At 69.6% G+C, this 19,399-nt stretch carries 16 protein-coding genes; 7 read left to right on the plus strand and 9 right to left on the minus strand.

The annotated features are described in order from the left end of the window. The first annotated feature begins 116 nt into the window (after positions 1 to 116). From AB0389_RS29330 to AB0389_RS29345, 4 genes are all read left to right on the plus strand, one after another. A complete protein-coding gene (locus AB0389_RS29330) occupies positions 117 to 1,034 on the plus strand; it encodes a polysaccharide deacetylase family protein (RefSeq protein ID WP_366398526.1) in 918 nt (305 codons plus the stop codon). 113 nt (positions 1,035 to 1,147) lie between these two features. Further along, positions 1,148 to 2,359 carry a pyridoxal phosphate-dependent aminotransferase gene (locus tag AB0389_RS29335; protein ID WP_366398527.1) on the plus strand — a complete coding sequence of 404 codons (1,212 nt, stop codon included), beginning with the start codon at positions 1,148 to 1,150 and terminating at the stop codon, positions 2,357 to 2,359. Between the two features lie 157 nt (positions 2,360 to 2,516). After that, positions 2,517 to 2,906 (plus strand): hypothetical protein, encoded by a 390-nt coding sequence (locus AB0389_RS29340; RefSeq protein WP_366398528.1) that lies wholly within the window; start codon positions 2,517 to 2,519, stop codon positions 2,904 to 2,906. A 149-nt stretch (positions 2,907 to 3,055) separates the two neighbouring features. Next, positions 3,056 to 3,640, plus strand: a complete 585-nt coding sequence (locus AB0389_RS29345) for a DUF3455 domain-containing protein (protein ID WP_366398529.1) — start codon at positions 3,056 to 3,058, stop codon at positions 3,638 to 3,640. A 100-nt stretch (positions 3,641 to 3,740) separates the two neighbouring features. Here the strand turns inward: AB0389_RS29345 and AB0389_RS29350 are convergent, their stop codons facing one another. Beyond that, a complete protein-coding gene (locus tag AB0389_RS29350) occupies positions 3,741 to 5,564 on the minus strand; it encodes a phosphoenolpyruvate carboxykinase (GTP) (RefSeq protein ID WP_366398530.1) in 1,824 nt (607 codons plus the stop codon). A 339-nt stretch (positions 5,565 to 5,903) separates the two neighbouring features. Between AB0389_RS29350 and AB0389_RS29355 the strand changes: the two genes are divergently transcribed. After that, positions 5,904 to 6,617, plus strand: a complete 714-nt coding sequence (locus tag AB0389_RS29355; RefSeq protein ID WP_366398531.1) for a hemolysin III family protein — start codon at positions 5,904 to 5,906, stop codon at positions 6,615 to 6,617. Between the two features lie 463 nt (positions 6,618 to 7,080). Here AB0389_RS29355 and AB0389_RS29360 read toward each other — a convergent pair whose 3' ends face one another. From AB0389_RS29360 to AB0389_RS29395, 8 genes are all read right to left on the minus strand, one after another. Beyond that, a complete protein-coding gene (locus AB0389_RS29360; protein WP_366398532.1) occupies positions 7,081 to 8,457 on the minus strand; it encodes an aldehyde dehydrogenase family protein in 1,377 nt (458 codons plus the stop codon). A 29-nt stretch (positions 8,458 to 8,486) separates the two neighbouring features. Beyond that, entirely contained in the window at positions 8,487 to 10,403 is a 1,917-nt protein-coding gene (locus tag AB0389_RS29365; protein ID WP_366398533.1) for an asparagine synthase C-terminal domain-containing protein, read from the minus strand. Positions 10,404 to 10,422: 19 nt separating this feature from the next. Next, entirely contained in the window at positions 10,423 to 10,950 is a 528-nt protein-coding gene (locus AB0389_RS29370; protein WP_366398534.1) for a hypothetical protein, read from the minus strand. Continuing rightward, positions 10,934 to 11,857, minus strand: coding sequence for a hypothetical protein (locus tag AB0389_RS29375; protein WP_366398535.1), 924 nt, complete (start codon positions 11,855 to 11,857; stop codon positions 10,934 to 10,936). Before AB0389_RS29375 ends, AB0389_RS29370 begins: the two co-directional genes overlap by 17 nt. Continuing rightward, positions 11,854 to 12,849, minus strand: a complete 996-nt coding sequence (locus AB0389_RS29380) for a hypothetical protein (protein WP_366398536.1) — start codon at positions 12,847 to 12,849, stop codon at positions 11,854 to 11,856. The genes AB0389_RS29375 and AB0389_RS29380 overlap by 4 nt, the downstream gene beginning before the upstream one ends. A 47-nt stretch (positions 12,850 to 12,896) precedes the next feature. Next, positions 12,897 to 13,592 carry a cupin domain-containing protein gene (locus tag AB0389_RS29385; RefSeq protein WP_366398537.1) on the minus strand — a complete coding sequence of 232 codons (696 nt, stop codon included), beginning with the start codon at positions 13,590 to 13,592 and terminating at the stop codon, positions 12,897 to 12,899. 325 nt (positions 13,593 to 13,917) lie between these two features. After that, positions 13,918 to 15,741, minus strand: a complete 1,824-nt coding sequence (locus AB0389_RS29390) for a reverse transcriptase domain-containing protein (protein WP_366398538.1) — start codon at positions 15,739 to 15,741, stop codon at positions 13,918 to 13,920. A 456-nt stretch (positions 15,742 to 16,197) separates the two neighbouring features. Then, entirely contained in the window at positions 16,198 to 16,734 is a 537-nt protein-coding gene (locus tag AB0389_RS29395) for an ATP-binding protein (RefSeq protein ID WP_366398539.1), read from the minus strand. Between the two features lie 421 nt (positions 16,735 to 17,155). On the opposite strand from AB0389_RS29395, the gene AB0389_RS29400 reads away from it, so the two are divergent. Both AB0389_RS29400 and AB0389_RS29405 read left to right on the plus strand, forming a co-directional pair. After that, entirely contained in the window at positions 17,156 to 18,421 is a 1,266-nt protein-coding gene (locus tag AB0389_RS29400) for a helix-turn-helix domain-containing protein (protein WP_366398540.1), read from the plus strand. Positions 18,422 to 18,423: 2 nt separating this feature from the next. Further along, complete coding sequence (locus tag AB0389_RS29405) at positions 18,424 to 18,789, plus strand: hypothetical protein (RefSeq protein ID WP_366398541.1); 366 nt, start codon at positions 18,424 to 18,426, stop codon at positions 18,787 to 18,789. The last annotated feature ends 610 nt before the right edge of the window (positions 18,790 to 19,399 follow it).

Genomic DNA, 19,399 nt, shown 5'->3' on the forward strand with positions numbered 1-19,399 from the left:
GGTGTCAAAAACTGATGACCGAGGCGTCGAAAGCGGATCCTCCGCGCCCCTTCACACGTCTCTTCTCCCGAACACGGCGGAACAGAGGACAGAGGTAGGTAGGAACGGTGGGGGACATGACAGAGAATCCGGCGCGCGGAGCACGCTACGGACTTCGGACGGCGGGCGCCCGGGCGCTGAGGGCGACGGCGCTCGTCCTCGCCGGGGCGGCGCTGGTCACCGGGTGCGGCCGGCAGCAGGCGGCCCCGACCGACGACGCGAAGGCGCCCGGGGCAGGGGCGGGTGCCGGGGCAGGCGGCTCGTCCGTACCCGCTCCGCGCCGTGAGACCCCGGCCGCGCCGAGCACTCCGGCTGCCCCGGCCGCCCCGGCCCGCGCCGCCGTACTGCCGGAGCAGACGTCGAAGCCCGACGCGAAACTGCCCGCGCCGCTGGTGAACATGGACATCGCGCACGACGCGGAGGACGGCGGCAAGGCCGTCAACCTGACCATCGACGACGGCCCGCACCCCGTCTGGACCCCGAAGATCCTCCAGATCCTCAAGAAGAACCACGTCAAGGCGGTCTTCTGCATGGTCGGCCCTGAGGCCGAGGCGCATCCGGATCTGGTCAAGCGGGTGGTGGCGGAGGGACACCGACTGTGCGACCACTCGGTGTCGCACGACACCGGAATGGACCACAAGCCGGAGAGTTATCAGAAGGACCAGATTCTGAAGGCCGCCCGGCAGATCGAGAAGGCGTCGGGCGGCGTCAAGCCGCTGTACTACCGGGCGCCCGGCGGCGCGTTCACCCCGTACAGCAGGCAGATCGCGGCGGCGGCCGGGATGCGGCCGGTGGGCTGGAACGTGGACTCCAAGGACTTCGAGGAGCCGGGGACGGCGGCGATCCTGCGCACGGTGCGGAGCCAGCTGGGCAACGGCCCCACGGTGCTCTTCCACGACGGCGGCGGCGACAGGTCGCAGACTGCGGCGGCGCTGCGGGAGCTGCTGCCGTGGCTGCGTGAGAAGGGGTACACGTTCAGCTTCCCGGTCCGCTAGGAGCGGGGCACCGCAGCCGTCACCCCGGCGGGGCACCGCAGCCGTCACCCCGGCAGGGCAACGTGGGGAAAAACACCAGGCGGCCTCCGTTACACGGCCGTAAGGTGGCCGACATGCAGGTCATCCAGTCCACGAAGCTCGCCAACGTCGGTTACGAGATCCGGGGCCCCGTCCTCGACGAGGCGATGCGGCTGGAGGCGGCGGGCCAGCGCATCCTCAAGCTGAACACCGGGAACCCGGCGGCGTTCGGTTTCGAGTGCCCCCCGGAGATCCTCGAGGACATGCTCCGCAACCTCGGGGACGCGCACGGCTACGGCGACGCGAAGGGGCTCCTGTCGGCGCGCCGCGCGGTCATGCAGCACTACCAGACCAAGGGCATCGAGCTGGACGTCGAGGACATCTACCTCGGCAACGGCGTCTCCGAGCTGATCCAGATGTCGATGCAGGCGCTGCTGGACGACGGCGACGAGGTCCTCGTCCCCTCCCCGGACTATCCGCTGTGGACGGCGTCGGTGTCGCTGGCGGGCGGTACGGCCGTGCACTACCGCTGCGACGAGCAGTCGGAGTGGATGCCGGACCTCGGCGACATCGAGCGGAAGATCACCGATCGTACGAAGGCGATCGTGATCATCAACCCGAACAATCCGACGGGCGCCGTGTACGACGACGCGATGCTCGCCTCGCTCACCGAGATCGCGCGGCGGCACAATCTGGTCGTCTGCTCCGACGAGATCTACGACCGGATCCTGTACGACGGCGCCACGCACACCCCGACGGCGGCGATCGCGCCCGATCTGCTGACCCTCACGTTCAACGGGCTCTCGAAGAACTACCGGGTGGCCGGGTTCCGCTCGGGCTGGCTCGCGGTCTGCGGCCCGAAGGCGCACGCCTCCTCGTACATCGAGGGGCTGACGATCCTGGCCAATATGCGGCTGTGCGCGAACATGCCGTCGCAGCACGCGGTGGCGACGGCGCTGAACGGCCGGCAGTCCATCCAGGAGCTGGTGGAGCCGGGCGGCCGGATCCTGGAGCAGCGGGACGTCGCGTACGACCTGCTCACCCGGATCCCGGGCGTGACGTGTGTGAAGCCGAAGGGGGCGCTCTATCTCTTCCCCCGGCTGGACCCGAGCGTCTACAAGATCAAGGACGACCGGCAGATGGTCCTCGACCTGCTGCGGGCGGAGAAGATCATGGTGGTGCACGGTACGGGGTTCAACTGGCCGGAGCCGGACCACTTCCGGATCGTGACGCTGCCGACGGTGCAGGACCTGACGGACGCGGTGACGCGGATCGGGACGTTCCTGGAGGGGTACGCGCAGCCATGAGCGGCGGGCTCCGGCCCCCGACGGCAGGACCCGGAACCGACGGGTTCCGGCCATGTCCGGCCGCCTCCGGCCACCTCCGGCGCGATCACCCGGACATCACTCAACTTTAGACTGAATCCAATGTAGGATGGTCTCCTGACGATGCCGGGAGGGCCTCATGTACGAGCCGATCCGTACGAAGTCGGTCCACACCATGGCCGGCGCCGACTCCGCGTTCCCTCACCACAGCCGTGAGGAGGAGCTGAACATCCAGCTCGCCGGGCATCTGTCCGCGCTTCTCGCCGTCACCGACGAGCTGGGGCTGGACGACGCCGCCGAGGCCATAGCGACCCGCGTCGCCGCACTCCGGGGCACTCCGCCGGCCCGGCACGCGGCCCTCACCGGCGCCGACCCGGCCGCCCTCCACCGCCGCGCTCTCGCCCTCGCGGGCCGCGCCCTGGTCGTGGCCGCCTCCCGCGCCGACACGGCGGCGGCCATCCTCGCGGCGGAACGGATGGACGCCCACACGGCGGCGCTGGCCGCGCCGGACCTCATCGGCGCGCGCTGACGGCTCCCGGCCGCTACCGGATCCGGCCGCCACCAAAAATATGATCTTTCCCTCCGGTACAGCTGAACCGCCGGGACCGATCAACCGTCTCCACTGGTACGGGGGAAACGTAAGTTGCTTGTCCCACAGGCTAGTTGGAGAAATTCATCATGAAGCTCGTTCAGCGCCTTCCCCATGCCATCGGCAGCCTCGCCCTCGTCGGCGGGGTGGTCCTCGGAGGCGCGGGCACCGGTGCTGCCGCAACCCACACCGTCGGCCACGGCGCCGCCGGTCACAGCGCGAGCGCCGCCAAGGCCGAGATACCCGCCGCACTGCAGGTGCCGGAGGGCAACAAGCGCGTGGCCGAGCTGTCCGCCAAGGGCGTGCAGGTCTACACGTGCGCCAACGGCGGATGGACGCTGCTGGAGCCCGCCGCCACGCTGTGGCGCAAGGGCGACCTGAAGCAGAAGACGATCGCGCTGCACTCGCGCGGTCCCGTCTGGGTGTCCACCGTTGACGGAAGCGCCGTCAACGCCGCGGCCGTCGCGAACTCGCCCCGCACGGGGACGATTCCGGAGCTGCTCCTGAAGGCGACCGCCAACCGCGGCGACGGCGTCTTCGGCAAGGTCTCCTACATCCAGCGCCTCGAAACCGGTGGCGGCGTCGCCCCCGCCGGGACCTGCACGGACGCCGACCAGGTCAGCGTCCCGTACACCGCCACGTACGCCTTCTACGCGCCGACGACGGCCGGCTGATCCCACTGAAACACGCCCTCACCGGGTGACGTACCACGGCCCCCGGAGCCCTCGCACGGCTCCGGGGGTCGCGGCACGTTCGCTCAGCAGACCCGCCGGGTCAGCCCAGGCGCTGGACCAGCGCCCGGTACTCGTCCCACAGCTCCTTCGGCGCGTGGTCGCCGAAGGTGTTGAGGTGCTCCGGTACGAGCGCGGCCTCCTCGCGCCAGACCTCCTTGTCGACCGAGAGCAGGAAGTCCAGCTCGGACGGGGACAGCGCCAGCCCCTCCGTGTCGAACGACTCCTTCGTCGGCAGGATGCCGATCGGCGTCTCGACGCCCCCGGCCGTACCCTCCAGCCGCTCCACGATCCACTTGAGCACGCGGCTGTTCTCGCCGAAGCCGGGCCAGACGAACCGGCCCGCGTCGTCCTTGCGGAACCAGTTCACGTAGTAGATCTTCGGGAGCTTGGCCGCGTCCTTGTCCTGGCCGACCTTGACCCAGTGCCCCATGTAGTCGCCCATGTTGTAGCCGCAGAACGGCAGCATGGCGAACGGGTCGCGGCGCAGCTCACCGACCTTGCCCTCGGCCGCGGCCGTCTTCTCCGAGGCGACGTTGGCGCCGAGGAAGACCCCGTGCTGCCAGTCGAACGACTCGGTGACCAGCGGGACCGCGGAGGCGCGCCGGCCGCCGAAGAGGATGGCCGAGATCGGCACGCCCTTCGGGTCCTCCCACTCGGGCGCGATGATCGGGCACTGCCCGGCCGGCACGGTGAAGCGGGCGTTGGGGTGGGCGGCGGGGGTGCCGGACTCCGGGGTCCAGTCGTTGCCCTTCCAGTCGGTGAGGTGCGCGGGCGGCTCCTCGGTCATGCCCTCCCACCAGACGTCGCCGTCGTCGGTGAGCGCGACATTGGTGAAGACGGAGTTGCCCCACATGGTCTTCATCGCGTTGGCGTTGGTGTGCTCGCCGGTGCCGGGCGCGACCCCGAAGAAGCCCGCCTCGGGGTTGATCGCGTAGAGCCGGCCGTCCTCCCCGAACCGCATCCAGGCGATGTCGTCGCCGATGGTCTCCACCGTCCAGCCGGAGATCGTCGGCTCCAGCATGGCGAGGTTGGTCTTGCCGCAGGCGGACGGGAACGCGGCGGCGACGTACTTCGACTCCCCGCGCGGCGGCGTGAGTTTGAGGATCAGCATGTGCTCCGCGAGCCAGCCCTCGTCGCGCGCCATGACGGAGGCGATACGCAGCGCGTAACACTTCTTGCCCAGCAGGGCGTTGCCGCCGTAACCGGAACCGTACGACCAGATCTCGCGCGCCTCGGGGAAGTGCGAGATGTACTTGGTGGAGTTGCAGGGCCACGGCACATCGGCCTCGCCGGGGGCGAGCGGTGCGCCGAGGGTGTGGACGGCCTTCACGAAGAAGCCGTCGGCGCCGAGTTCGTCGAGGACCGGCTGTCCCATACGGGTCATGGTGCGCATGGAGGCCGCGACGTAGGCGGAGTCGGTGATCTCGACGCCGATCGCGGAGAGCGGCGAGCCCAGCGGGCCCATGCAGAACGGCACGACGTACATGGTCCGGCCGCGCATCGCACCGCGGAAGACGCCCTGGTCACCGGTGAAGATGTCGCGCATCTCCGCCGGGGCCTTCCAGTGGTTGGTCGGACCCGCGTCCTCCTCCTTCTCGGAGCAGATGTACGTACGGTCCTCGACGCGCGCCACGTCGGAGGGGTCGGACGCGGCGTAGTACGAGTTGGGCCGCTTGACCGGGTCGAGCTTCCGGAACGTGCCCTTGCCGACGAGCTCCCCGCACAGGCGCTCGTACTCGCTCTCGGACCCGTCGCACCAGACCACCCTGTCCGGTTCGGTGATGGCTGCGATTTCGTCCACCCAGGAGATCAGGTCCTGATGCTGGGTGGGGATGGTGAGGGGAGCCGCGTTTTCGCGCGCCACGATTGCTCCTTGGTGAGGGTTTCGGGTGTTGTGCCCCTTGGGGGCTGCGACCCGGATGCTTCGTAGCCGCTCATCCGGTGCCGACCGCACTCATTTGATCATCCGATGATCGTGCCCATCTGTCCAGAGGGCCTCACACGTGAGCATCACCACTCGGCCCGCGGCGGACCGGCGCGACCTTCGGGGTTTTCCAGGCCGTTTTCCAGGTCTTGACCCTTCCTGGGCCCAGGGGCCTCCCCGGGCGCAGCGAACGGAACACGAAACGGAACCGGTCGCGCGTACGTCCTGAACCCGCCGTACCGAGCCGTAACCTACGGAACCGTAGGTAGCATGAGTCCCATGAACCCTGCCGCGTCCGATCCGTCCGCGAACCCCCCGAGCACCGAAGGGGGGCCGGCCGGGATCCTGCCGCCGAGCCCGGTCAAGCCGAAACTGCGCGGCTGGCTGCACGCGGGGATGTTCCCCGCCGTCGTGATCGCCGGGTCGGCGCTGATCATCCTGACGGACTCCACCCGCGCCAGGATCGCCTGCGGGATCTACGTCCTGACGGCCTGCCTGCTCTTCGGCGTCAGCGCCGTCTACCACCGCGGGACCTGGGGGCCGCGCGGCGAAGCCGTGCTGCGCCGGCTCGACCACGCCAACATCTTCCTGATCATCGCGGGCACCTACACCCCGCTGACCATGCTGCTGCTGCCCGCCTCGACGGGCCGGACGCTGCTCTGGGCCGTGTGGGCCGCCGCCGCGGCGGGCATCGCGTTCCGGGTGTTCTGGGTCGGCGCGCCGCGCTGGCTGTACACCCCCTGCTACATCGCGATGGGCTGGGCCGCGGTCTTCTTCCTGCCCGACTTCCTGCGCGCCGGCGGGATCGCCGTACTGGTACTGGTGATCGTCGGCGGGGTGCTGTACAGCGCGGGCGGCGTGATCTACGGCCTCAAGCGGCCCAACCCGTCACCTCGGTGGTTCGGCTTCCACGAGGTGTTCCACTCCTTCACCCTGGCCGCGTTCGTCGTGCACTTCGTCGGCATCTCGCTGGTGGCCTACCAGCACTCCTGACCCGCCCACCCCCTCCGCCCCACCCGCAGCAACACCCACAGCACCGCCCGCAGCCACACCCCCACGGCCGCGGCTGCCCCGCCAGGACGGCGAGTGCAGCCGCGGCCGTGTCCGTGGCCTCGATGCCACGGCCACCCGCCAGGTCCCGGCCCCGACCGTCAGAACGACCACCCCCACCACGGCGATCTCACCGCCCAGCAGAAATCCCCCCACGCACAGCGCGGCCACGACAGCGGCCAGCGCGTGGATGACGCACCCCATTCCGGCCTCCCCTCCGTACGCCGATCACGTACGCCCGACCACACTCCGCTCCCGCTCCGCTCACCGATTTCGATCACCGGCCGTTTACCAGCGCTTTACTCATCGTCACATGTCGCGCGGACAAAACAAGATGGCGTCAGCCGCGCCGAGGGGTAGGGGTAGGGGTAGGGGTAGGGGTAGGGGTACAGCACGGGCTCAGCCGTCAGTACGGTCGCAGCCGCGCCGTCACCGTCTTCGGCCGCTGGTACTCGTGCAGGGCCAGCGCGCTGAGATCCGTCCCGTGGCCGGACGCACCCCGGCCGCCGTGGGGCAGTTCCGCCGTCTGGACGAGATGGCAGTTGAGCCAGGTCTCCCCCGCGTCCAGCCGCGCCGCCAGCGCGAGCCCGGTCGGCAGGTCCCGCGTCCAGACGCTCGCGGCGAGCGCCTGCGGCACGCCGTTCGCCAGGGCGACGGCCGCCTCGACGCTCTCCGCGGCCTGCACCGTGAGCAGCGGCCCGAACACCTCTTCCCGTACCGCCGGGTCGTCGTCCGGCAGTTCGGCGAGTACGGTCGTGGGCCGCCAGAAGCCGCCCTCCTCGCCCGCGCCCGGCGCCGTGTCCCCGGTCGCCGTCACCTTCGCCGCCGAGGCGGCCACGATCCGGTCGTAACGGGCCGCCTGGTCCGCGTTGTTGAGCGGGCCGAAGTCACGGCCCGCGACGCGCTCGCGCATCGCGGCGGTGAGCCCGGCCAGCGCGGCGTCGTAGTTGGCGCTGAGCGTGATCACCCGCGCGGGTACGGCGCAGCTCTGGCCAGCGTTGTACGTGGTCGCCGCCGCCAGCTCCGTCCAGGTGTCCTCGGGCGCGTCGGGCAGTACGACGACGGGGCTGTTGCCGCCCAGCTCCAGGCTGACCCGGCGGGTGCCCGCGCGCGCCGCCACCTCGGCGCCGGCCGTCGCGCTCCCGGTGAAGGCGACCATGTCCACGCCGCTCGCGACCAGGAGCCGGCCGGTCTCCCGGTCGCCCGGCAGCGCCGTCAGCACGCCCTCGCCCAGCGCCTCGCGCGCGTGCCCGGCGAGGAGTTCGAGCGCGTCCGGGGTGGTCTCGGCGGGCTTGGCCACGACCGTGTTCCCGGCCGCGAGCGCGGGGGCGCAGCGCCACGCGGCCATCATCAGCGGGTAGTTCCAGGGCACGACGACCCCGATGACCCCGAGGGGCTCCCAGCGGACCCAGCTCTCGTGGCCCTCGACGAGCGCGCCCGCCGCCGGGGCGGGCTGGGCGCGCGCCGCGCCCGCGTAGAAGCGGAACAGGTCCGCCATCTGCTCGACCTCACCGGCGGCCTCGTGCGCCGGCTTGCCCGTACCGGCCCGTTCGCGCTGTTCATACGCGCCCGCGTGCTCCTCGATCAGCGCGGCGAGCCGGTGGAGCCGCCGGGACCGCTCCTTCGGCGTCAGCGCGCGCCACTCCGGCAGGGCGCGGCGGGCCGCCGCGACGGCGGCGGCGACCTGGGGCTCGCGGGCGGCGGGGCGGCTGCCACGGGCCCGTCCCGTACGGGGATCGATCAGGGTGGTGTCGGTGGTGTCGGGCACGGTCGGTTCGGGCACGGGCGGTCCTCCGAAGGGTGATTCCACGATCAACTGATGTCGTAGGCGCGCAGCCACAGCTCCAGCGTGAGCACGAGCCAGAGCTTCCCGCCCTGCCGGGGCAGCAGCGCCCCCTCGCCCCGCAGCCACGCCCGTACCGTGTCAGGCCGGAACAGCCCCCGGGCGCGCGCCTCCCGTCCCAGCAGCAGATCGTCCGCCAGCTCGCGCAGCGGCCCGCCGAGCCACTGCTGCACGGGGACGCGCATGCCGCTCTTCGGCCGGTCCACAACCGTGTCCGGCAACAGGTCCCGTACGGCCTCCTTCAGTACCCACTTCTCGGTGGCGCCGTTCAGCTTCCAGCGCGGCGGGGTCGCGAAGGCGTGGTCCACCACCCGCCGGTCGAAGAGCGGGGAGCGGCCCTGGACGGACTGCGAGGCGGTGAGCCGTTCGACCTTGGTGAGGATGTGGTGGGCGCCCTTGGTGCGCAGATTGCAGTGCAGGAGCTGGTTGAGCAGATGGTCCATCCGGCCGTCCCTGGCCTCGGGCCGCAGATACGGGGTGACGTGGCGCTGCGGCGCGGGCAGCGGGGCGAGGGCGTGGAGCGCCTCGGGGGTGAGCAGATCGGGCAGGTCGGTGAAGCATTTGCGGTACGAGCGCAGGTAGGCGGTCGCGCGTATGTCCTCGTGCTCGGACGCGCCGTAGGGGATGCCGCCGGGAAGGTCGTCACGGCGGCGGTGCATCTCCTGGACCAGCATCGGCAGGTTCTTCGGCCCGCCGAACACCGGGTCGCCGCCCTCCCCGTTGAGCACGACGCGCAGGCCGTCGCCCGCCACGGCCTCCGCGAGCATCAGGTTCGGGACGGTCAGCGGGTCGCCCACCGGGCTGTCGAGCAGCGCCGCCGCCTCGGCGAGCCGCGCGGCGACGGCGGCGCCGGAGACGGTGAGGATCCGGTGGCGGGTGCGGCAGTGGGTGGCGACGAGCCCGGAGTAGCCCAGCTCGTTGGGGAGTTCACCGCCGAAGCTGATCGAGTACGTATGGACGGGGTGATCGTGGAGCTTGGCGGCGAGGGCGGTGACCAGCGAGCTGTCGACGCCGCCGGAGAGCAGCACACCGACGTCCTCGCCCGGCGGCAGCCGCATCGCGGTGGCCTCTTCGAGCAGCTCGCGCAGGCGCAGGACGTAGGGCGCGGGCGAGGCGTCGGCATCGCCTCCGCCAGGCAGCCGCTCCTCCAGCCGCTCTTCCAGCCGCCCCTCCAACTGCGCCTCCAGCCGCTCCTCGGGCTCCCAGTAGTGCGTCTCCGTCACGGTCCCGTCGGCGGCGAGCCGCAGGCACCGGCCGGGCAGCACCTCGCGTACGCCGCGCAGCAGGGTCTCCTCGCCGGGGAGGTAGGCGAAGGTCAGGAAGGACCGTACGGCGGCGAGGTCGAGCCCGGTGCCGCCGGCGGCGACGAGCGCGGGCCAGCGGCGCAGCGCGCGGAGGGAGGTGGCGGCGGCCCAGGTGTCGTCGGCGCGCGCGTAGAAGAGGGTGCGGGCGCCCATGTGGTCCCGTATCAGCACGAGTTCGCCCGGACCACCGCCGCCGCCCTCGGCCGGTTCGTGCACGGCGAGCGCGAACATGCCCTCCGCCGCCCGGATCCCGGCCGCGCCGATCCGTACCCAGCAGCGCAGCAGCAGCTCGCCGTCCGGGCAGCCGGGCGGGGCGGGGTCGCCCGCGACGGTGAGCGCTTCGAGGAGATCCGGCCTGTTGTGGAGGGTGACCTCGCCGACGGCGGTACGGCCGTACGCGGCGAACGGCCCGGCGGCGTAGCCCGGTTCGTCCGTGACGAGCGCCAGATGGGGCGTACGGACCGCGCCTCCGCCGGCGGCGCCGCCTCCGCCGACCTCGTGCCGTACCGCCGCGCCCATGGCGGCGAGATGGCCCGCCGACCGCTCGGGGGTCGGTGCCAGACAGGCGGCGAAGCGCGCCATGGTTCCCTCAACTCCCTCTCTAACCAAAGTCGTCGTCGCTCCAGCCGCTGTCGTCGTCGGAGTCCCAGTCACCGCCGCCGTCACCGCCGCCGTCACCGCCGCCACCGCCGTCACCACCGGAGGACGAGGAATTGGCCTGTTGCTGCCGGAGCGCCTCCTCCTCTTCGGGGCTGAGGTGCTCGGGCGGCAGCTGCGCGGCGGTGACCGCGAGGGTCGCGAGCCCGATTCCGCCCAGGACGGCGCCCATGCGCCCGCCGAACGACGTCCGGTTGACGAGGACGGTCTCGCCCCGGTCCCAGACCGTGCGGCCGTAGCCGATGTCGCGGCCGTAGGTCACCGTGCCGTCGGCGTACCGGCGCTTGACGATCCCGCCGCCGAGCAGCTCGTCGGTGCCGGCGGCGCCCCGGTTGTCGTGCCAGCGCACGACGCGGCGGCCGTCGGCGGTGTCGCGGCGCCGCCACTCCTCGCGGCCGTCCTCGTACGTGCGGTGGACGCTGTGATCGGCGAGGAGTTCATCCCTGTACGGGATTTCACGTGGCCGGTTCATGGTCTGTTGTCCTTGTCTCGCCGCCCGGCCGGTTCTCCGCCGGCCATGTCATGAATCCCGACGCACGCAGTGTGCGCAGCCCCGTCCACACGGAGTGGACGGGCGTCCGGGGCCCGCGCACCAGGCGCAGAACGGTACGCAGCAGCCTCGCCGGGGGTACGGACTCCACCTCGGCGAAACGTCCCGCCGCGAGCCAGGCGCGCTCGCGGGGAGTGAGCGTGGCGGGCAGCCCGGCCGGGACGTTCGGCCCCCTGCCCGCCACCAGATGGAGCGCCATGGCGTGCCGGGGCACCAGGCCCATGGACACGACCCTTACGGGTCCCGGGACTCCCTCGAACGCGTCCCGCACCCGCCCGGTGAGCGCAAGTCCGGCCGCGCTCGCGTCGTGCAGGACGTGCACGGTGGCGCCGTCGACCCGCCCGAGACCGGCCACGAGCCGGGCATCGAACGGCAGATCGTCGGCGGCGAACACCGGGCAGGCGGCCTCCAGATGCAGATCGTTGGCGAGGAGCATCCGGGCGACGGAGGGGCTCTGGCAGATGAGCAGGCGGGGCAGCCCGTAGTCGTAGAGGTCGGGTTCGCGCGGTTCAGGCGGCGAGGACGCGCGGCCACCCACACCCCCACCCCCACCCAGCAACCCCCCGAGGTCACCGCCCCCGTCCGCGTACCGCCGCAGGGCGGCCGTAAACCGCTCGTACGGTACGGGCGGGGCGGGCGTACGGCGGACCCGGCGGGGGTACGCGTGCAGCGGGCGCAGCGCGCGGCACACCTCGTAGTACAACTGGCGCTCGGTGAACCGGATCCGGCCGGTCAGTCCGGGCGCGCCCGCGCGGGCGACGGCGCGTTCGAGGGCGCGCGCGAGCACCCGGTCGATCAGCGGATCGAGCAGCGGATTCGGCCTCTTCACGCGGCGCCCTCCCCCGGCCAGCTGAGAAAGCCGAGGTCCCTGGCCCGCTCAAGTTCGGGAGCCGCGGTGACACGTTCGACGACCCGGGTGACGGTGGCAAGGAGCTTGACGGGCGGTACGGCGGCCAGCGTGCCGGTGTACCCGTCGGCGAGCCACGCCACCTCGGCGTCCGTCAACGCACCGGTCGCACGTACGCCCCTGAGCGCGGCGACCACCTCGGGGCGCGGCTTCTCACCGCGCAGGGGCAGCGCTTTCGGCGTGTTCATCACGGAGCGCGGCGGCATCCCCGCGTCGACCACCCGGCGGCCCGGCAGCGCGTCACGGACGAGTCCGGGCAGCCGGCAGCCGAACGGATCGGCGTGGTGCAGCACGATGACGGGCGCCTCGCCCGGCACGCCCCGTACGTCTACGTCACCCACCTCGGTGACCAGGGCGAGCCCGTACCGCTGCGGAACACCGTTCGCGACAAGGAACGCGGCGATGGACGTATCCGGGCAGAGCAGCACGGCCGCCGGCCGCTCCGGCCGTACAACGCCCTTGAGCACTCTCTCGTCCACGACCCCGGCCGGGAGCGCGCCGTACACCACCATCCAGCGGCCCATCACGGAGGAGCGGAAGTGGCTGTACGGCAGGGCCTCCCGGCGCTTGCTGCGACCGACGGCGGTCACGATGAGCGCGATGACCGTACCCACGAGAAAGAGCCCCCCGAACGCGGTGGCGACGGCCGCCTCCTCCCCGATGCTGACCCCGAGAGCGATGAGCCCGCACCCCACCACGACCGCTACGGCGGAACACCCCAGCGTCCCGGGGAGATCGCTTCCCTGCTGGCGTGTCCTGCGGGAGGCCGCGAACCAGAGCTGGCTGACGGATACCGACAGCTGACCGTCGCCGGACAGCTTCTGGACGAGCCGCAGAACGCGGAGGTCGTGGAGCCCGAGCGCGTTGCCTTTGGGGTCGAGGGCGTACGGCCGGCGGCACTTGGAGCACGTCATGTTGGGCCGCTCCTTGCGGAGCAGATTCTGGGCACAGTGCGGACAGATCACCGAGGCCCCTCCAACGCGTACGCGACCCGCCGCAGCCGGGCGGCGAGCCGCTCCCGTACGGAGACGGCGCCGATGCCACGGGTGGACTGAAGGCGTTCGATGTCGCGGAGGGAGGCGGCGAGGAGGGCGTAGTCGGTGGAGACCCGGTCGAGCGTCCCGAGGGACCGAGCCGTCCTCCCCGTCTCCCCGATCCGGCGCTCGGCCTCGTCGGCGGTGATGGCGTAGTCCTCGTGGTCGATGCCGAAGCCGGTGTTGGCGGCGAGGATCTGGAGCGGCGTGGCGCCCCGGTTGGCGAACGAGTGCGGCATCATCGCGGGTATCCGGATCATCGCCCCGGGAAACAACCGCACCTCACTCACCCGCCCCCGCTCCGCGTCGTACAGCCCGCACGCCGCGTGCCCGAGGCTGAGCACGATGTGCTCCCCGCCGTGCGCGTGCGGAGTGAACGCACTGCGCGGCCCGACGACCCCGAGCTTGTACGTGGCGTTGGACGGCCGCTCGGGCGAGGTCCGCGCGTCGCCCACCAGATAGTGGGCGAACTGCCCGGCGTCGATGAACCGCAGAAACTCCTCCCGAGGCCCCAACTCCCGCGCCCCGCCCCGATCCGCGAAGAGCACCACCCCGTCGGGCCGAAGACTGAACACCTCGACACCGCGAGGCAGTTCCCCGGCCAACTTCTCTATGCCGCGCATTGATTCCCCCAGCGTGCGCCGATCAGTCGCGCCGATCACCTGTGCCGACCATGAACACGATCGCACCGTAACCCCGCCCCGGGAACACCCAGAGCAAACACAATGAACGCCAACAACTGTCACAATGAACACAAGGTGTCCACGACGACCGCACCCACCACGGCCGCCCTGAACACCCCGCCACACAACAGGACGTCTTACACCCCGCCCACACCCCCGAAGGCGTCGCCCCCCGGAGCGGCGAGAGTGAGGTGGGCCGTCGGGCGAGGTGGCAGCGGGGCTGCTCCTTTTCCCAACGGCCTCCTCCCGAACCCGTCGTGCGGCGTTAACCGCAACGGGCTCTCCAGTGATGTTCGTGAACTGCGGTTTCGTGACCGTCGTGGATGCCCTCGTGGCAGGGCGGACAGACCGTGAGGGTCTTGCGCCGTTTCTTTGCCATGAGGACGGCCCAGTCGGGCTGCGTCTGCCCGAGCCGGTCCAGGTCGGCGAGTCTGCGGATCTGGTGGACCTGGATCTTCGCGGTCTGTCCGCACAGTTCGCAGGATCCGGCCAGCATCCGTCTGGTCAACTCGCTTCGTGGTGCGAGGCGTTGGGCAGGGTCGCGGTCGGTCAGGACTGCGACCTTGTGCCGTTTGAGTGGAATTCCACCGAACTGTGCGACCAGCGGTTTCCTGCTCGGAGGCCGGGCGATGCTGACCTGGAGGCACTTGCGTGGCCCGGCCGGGGTGTCGATGGTGGCCTTGTACTTTCGGGCCGCCTGCGACATGGTCGAGCGGTGCTTGTCCGCCAGGGAGCACAGCAGCGAGGACTGCATGACCCAGTGCAACCGGTTCAGTCGAAAGACGTCGCCGGCCAGCAGGTAGTAGTTAACTATTCCGCGGTACCTGGCGCCGTAGATGTTGACGAGCGTGTAGTCGTCGAGGTGGTACATCGAGGGCTGCCGCGCGGGTTTCCCGCGTGCCAGATATGGTGCACATTTTGCCTTGATCACGTCTTGGGGAACATGCAGCGCAACGGTTCCGTTGGTCGACCGACGCTTGCGTCGGCTCCCTCGTTTCCGTTCCGCTCTGCGGTCGTCCCTTCGGACGGTGATCTCATAGCCGAGGAATCGCGCCGCGCCGGTTCTGGCGTGGGTAACCAGCGTCTTTTCCCGGGACAGTTCCAGCTTGAGGTCTTCATGCAGGAACCGAGCCAGTTGCTGTTTGATTTCCTCGGCTTCGGCTTTGGGTCCGGCGAACCCGAGAAGGGTGTCATCGGCGTACCTCACATAACGCAAGCGACGGTATCCCGGGTCGGACATGTCCTGGCTCGGGAGACTGTGCTGCCGCTTGCGCAGAGCACGCAGTTCGGCGCGATCACCGCGACTCCGTGCTCGTTGGATGGCCGCTTCCACCCGACGGTACTCAGGGTTTCTCGCCCTGAGGCGCCCTCGGGTGTATTCCGGGATGAGGACTCGTTCGACGAAGTCGTCCAGCTTGTGCAGGTAGATGTTGGACAGGATCGGGGAAAGGACCCCGCCTTGCGGCGCGCCGCTGAGCGTCGCGTTCCAGGTCCAGTCTTCCAAGTATCCGGCTCGGAGCATGTTGCGCACGAGCCGCAGGAACCGGTTGTCGTGGATTTTCTCGCCCAGGATGTCGAGCATCACTTGATGGTCAAGCGAGTCGAAACACTTGGCGATATCACCCTCGATGAACCATGTCGTCCCGGTCCAGGCATACGCCACCTCGCTCAACGCGGTGTGACAGCCCCTTCGGGGACGGAAACCGTGTGAATGGCCGGAGAAGCCGGGTTCGAAGCAGGCCTCCAGGAGGAGGCGCATCACCTCGCCCACCAGCTTGTCCCTCCATGGCGGCACGCCCAGCGGTCTCCGTTTCCCGTTCTTCTTCGGGATGAAGACACGCTTGACCGGCTGGAATCGGAATCGCTCGTGGCGTAACGCATCGATGATGCGTCCGATCTTTTCCAGCGACATGCCGTCTGCGGTTTCCCCTGAGACCCCTGGCGTCATCGCCCCTTTGTTGGAGTAGATGCGGCCATGGGCCAGTAGATACAACTGCGGGTTGAACATCTGTCGATAGAGCTCGTTGCACGGCAGGTTACGCCTACCTCGTTCACGAAGGATGTCAAGTACCGCTTCGGCGCTCTGCATTACGCATACCTCCCGGTCCTGTCGATCCGTATCACCTGTGCCCCTTGGCCCTGTGGACGGCTTTCCCGCCCTCCCAGACAGGTCGTTACTCCTGCGACTACTACGGGCACTCCGTCACCATGGGGCTCGCGCCCTTTAGGTGATCCCATGGTTCGTCTTGATGTACGTATCTAGCGCGACTTAGGCGCCCCACTCATCTCCTTGAATTCCCTCGCTGGGAATCGCCCCGCCTCCCGGAGTTGCTTCGGCTGGCACAAATGGCCGATGCAGGAAACGGCGTCGGCTCCAGGTATCGTGCCGACGGGTTCGTCTTTTAACCGACTGGAGATTGGGGTTCAGGCAGTCCAGCTTTCGCCGTATCGCGCGGGCCTCGCGGCGCACCGTCCCTGATACCTGGACCCGGCCACCGCTTTCCTGACATGCTACGGTCCCCTTCACCTTTCGGCTCCAGGTAAGTCATTCAGCCCAGGAATAATCTCCGAATTCCTCCCAGCTCAGCCGGGAATACATCAAGGCGCTTCCATGGCGCACTGCACCCACACCACCTTCCCGGGCCCTTCGCGCTCCCCGCCCCCCCCACGCGTCCGCGAGCGCCTCGACGATGACCAGCCCTCTGCCGTCGCAGTCGTCCGCCCCCGCCACGCGCGGCGCGGGCCGCAAGTCCGAGGCGTCATGCACCTCGATCCGCAACCCACCACAGACACGCGGCACGTACCGCGTCTCGATCTCCCGCCCCGGCGACACGTGGGCGTGCCGGGCCGCGTTGGTGAGTAACTCCGAGAGGATCAGCACGGCCGAGTCCTCCAGCGCCCCCAACCCCCAGGCGGCCAGCGCCTTGCGCAACTCGAACCGCGCGAGCCCGACGCACCGCGGATGCCGGCTCCACCGCAACACAACGGCGCGCCGCTCTCCGGAGTCCCCCATCAGGCACCCCCCCACAACAGTTCGCCGCAACAGCGGCTCCTCGAAGAGGTGGACGATAAACTTCACCATTGATGACGCTCCTTCGAAGCGTTGTCCACGCCCTCGGACCGCACCACCGGTCGCGAGGGTCTTTGCGTGGTGGCATGACTGACACCAGGAGGCACTCTGTGGCTGACCTCGTCCGTGCGTCCCACAGCACTGGGTCCGGGGCCGCTGCGCCCATGTCCGCCGCATCACGACGCCACCCGAGAACAAGCTCCGGAGCGAGGGAAGTGGCCGGTGTAGCGCTGACATGTGCAGGGCCGGCTCGCGTGCCAGAACCTCATTTCTCGTCGTCATGACCGAACTCCTCTGTGAATCCCGTTGCTCGTCCGGGGCAATTTCCAGGAAAGCGTGAGGAGTCGGAGGTCTCCACGGCGTCCGTGCGGCAATCTTGAGGCAGGTCTGTGCACGGGCACCGAAGGGGCCGAAGCCGCAGGAGGGAGGTGCCATGGAACTGGCTGAACGACGCCGGGCCCTGGGCTACAGTCAGGAGGAATTGGCCGAGTTACTCGGCGTGGACCGCACAACTGTCGGACGCTGGGAACGCGGCAAAGTCGTTCCTCAGCCGCTCCAGCGACGAGCCTTGGCCGCCACCCTCGAAGTCAGCCTCCACGAGCTGGGCATCCTCCTGACACCGCCGCGAGTCGCAGGTCAGGAGACCACCGGGCACAAGTTCAGTGCCCCTCCGAGCACGGGAGAACCTAACGACATGATCCGCCGCGAGTTCCTCCGCGTACTGACCGTCAGCGGGGCCCTGACCGCCCTGCCGGTCGAGGAGGCCGATGCACTCGCCGAGGGCGTTCGTCGGGGAATGCCCGCCGACTTCGCGCGCATGAACAGCCACCTCTGGCAGGTCTACCGACTGGCCCGTTCAAAAGGATCCGTCTATCCCGTCATCCGGGACCAGCTGACGACACTGAACGATGCCCTGGCAGACAGCCACGGAGACGCGCGCCCTTTGTTGAGCGCGGCAGCCGACCTCTTCCAACTGGCCGGTGAGGTGGCGTTCGACGGCAACCGGTACACCGATGCTGCCGCTTCGTACTCGCTCGCCGCATCGGTCAGCAAGGACGCCGAGGCGTACGACCTCTGGGCGTGTGCGCTCGTCCGCCATGCCTACGTGGACATGTCCGAACAGCGTTACCACCAAGCGGCGCAGATGCTCGGGGCGGCCGAGCGGCTGGCCGGCCGAGGGGACAGCGATCTCTCGACTCGGCATTGGGTCGCTTCCGTCCAGGCCGAGGCGTACGCCGGTCTCGGGGACCTGGATGCGTGCGAGCGCGCGATGGACCGGGCAGAGAACGTTCGCGACCTCCCCGTGGACAGCGTCAGAGGCGGATGGCTCCGGTTCGACGGAGCGCGTCTGGCAGAGGAACGGGGATCACGCTACGTGCGGCTTGGCCGACTCGACTTGGCGGAGAACGCTCTGAAAGATGCCTTGGAGCAGACAGCCTTGGCGTACGGGCAGTCATACCGGCGACGTGGAGCAGTGCTCACCGACCTGGCCGCCATCGGCGCGAAGCGGCGGAACGCCGAACAAGTCGTGGCGTACGGCCGGGAGGCCATCGACCTTGCCCGTTCCTCCGGGTCCGGGTACGTCGCCCGTAGACTCCGAGCCCTGTGCGACGAGTTCGGTCCCCTGAGCCGTGACCACCGCGTGGCGGAGCTGGGGGCGGAGATCGCTACGCTGAACACTCCGCGACGAGAGGGATAGGAATGTCGCAGACCGAGGGCGCACGACTGTTCCGGGAGACCTGGATCGCGGGAGTGCGGCAGCACTTCCCCGGGGAGCCGAAGGCCGGGTACGTCACCCCGTGGGACGGCACCCCGCAGTGGGAGCGCGAGGCCGCCGGGGCCGTCCACGACCAGGTCCGGCAGTTCATCGAGATCAGCGATGGTCACACGTCGAGGCTGTCCCGCGAGCAGAAGAGCCGGTTCGTCGCGACATGCTGGACGGCCCAGATGTTCAAGCACTTCGAGGACCCGAAGCCGGGATACGTGGCCGACTGGCCCGACCTCCCGCCCTGGCAGCAGGAGACCGACGCGGACATCTTCGAAGCGATCGAGCAGGCGTTCGACTGACCCCTGCCCGTGGAGAGCGGAGGGCCTGTTCCGTTCCTCCGCGGGTTTCGGGGAGGAACAGTCCCAACCGATAGCTGTCGGGCCGTCAGTGGCGGGGCGCCTCACATCCCGGTAAATCTCGACCTTCCAGACTTCGTAACGGTCATCGCTAAACCACTGAAGAGTGCAACCGGCTCCTCCGCGAACTCGTGCTCCCGGCACGCCTTCGTACATGAAGTCATCGGTTCCCCTCTCAGCTCACGACTCGGCTACTCACGTCGAGGGGCACGAATTGGAGTCGCAAACATGTTGCCATGCCCCTCCACCATCAGGCATTTCTTATTTCGTTAGCTCGATCGGCCAACTGCAGATCTCGCCATGAAGGAAGCATAGACAAGGCCCCCGAATCCCCATACAGAGGAGGACGCCTAAATCCATCCCCTCATCAAAATATGTACGCATCCGCGCAGGCGAGTGGAGAGTTCCCGATAATCACTTACTGGACTCAGATTAACGTCCATACCACAACAATGAGTTAAGAGTGTGTCTCACGTGGTAAGTTTCGCGAGCTTCTTGTAGCAGGTCAGGGCGGCGGCCAGGCCGAGGAAGGCGAGGAAGTGCGAGCCCTTTC

Origin of the sequence: Streptomyces sp. NPDC093109 (assembly GCF_040701725.1) — a bacterium.
Taxonomy (GTDB): Bacteria; Actinomycetota; Actinomycetes; order Streptomycetales; family Streptomycetaceae; genus Streptomyces.

Coding starts and splice junctions, on each gene's coding strand:
- AB0389_RS29330 (WP_366398526.1), top strand. CDS start 117: ATGACAGAGAATCCGGCGCGCGGAGCACGCTACGGACTTCGGACGGCG.
- AB0389_RS29335 (WP_366398527.1), top strand. CDS start 1,148: ATGCAGGTCATCCAGTCCACGAAGCTCGCCAACGTCGGTTACGAGATC.
- AB0389_RS29340 (WP_366398528.1), top strand. CDS start 2,517: ATGTACGAGCCGATCCGTACGAAGTCGGTCCACACCATGGCCGGCGCC.
- AB0389_RS29345 (WP_366398529.1), top strand. CDS start 3,056: ATGAAGCTCGTTCAGCGCCTTCCCCATGCCATCGGCAGCCTCGCCCTC.
- AB0389_RS29355 (WP_366398531.1), top strand. CDS start 5,904: ATGAACCCTGCCGCGTCCGATCCGTCCGCGAACCCCCCGAGCACCGAA.
- AB0389_RS29365 (WP_366398533.1), bottom strand. CDS start 10,403: ATGGCGCGCTTCGCCGCCTGTCTGGCACCGACCCCCGAGCGGTCGGCG.
- AB0389_RS29370 (WP_366398534.1), bottom strand. CDS start 10,950: ATGAACCGGCCACGTGAAATCCCGTACAGGGATGAACTCCTCGCCGAT.
- AB0389_RS29380 (WP_366398536.1), bottom strand. CDS start 12,849: ATGACGTGCTCCAAGTGCCGCCGGCCGTACGCCCTCGACCCCAAAGGC.
- AB0389_RS29385 (WP_366398537.1), bottom strand. CDS start 13,592: ATGCGCGGCATAGAGAAGTTGGCCGGGGAACTGCCTCGCGGTGTCGAG.
- AB0389_RS29390 (WP_366398538.1), bottom strand. CDS start 15,741: ATGCAGAGCGCCGAAGCGGTACTTGACATCCTTCGTGAACGAGGTAGG.
- AB0389_RS29395 (WP_366398539.1), bottom strand. CDS start 16,734: ATGGTGAAGTTTATCGTCCACCTCTTCGAGGAGCCGCTGTTGCGGCGA.
- AB0389_RS29400 (WP_366398540.1), top strand. CDS start 17,156: ATGGAACTGGCTGAACGACGCCGGGCCCTGGGCTACAGTCAGGAGGAA.
- AB0389_RS29405 (WP_366398541.1), top strand. CDS start 18,424: ATGTCGCAGACCGAGGGCGCACGACTGTTCCGGGAGACCTGGATCGCG.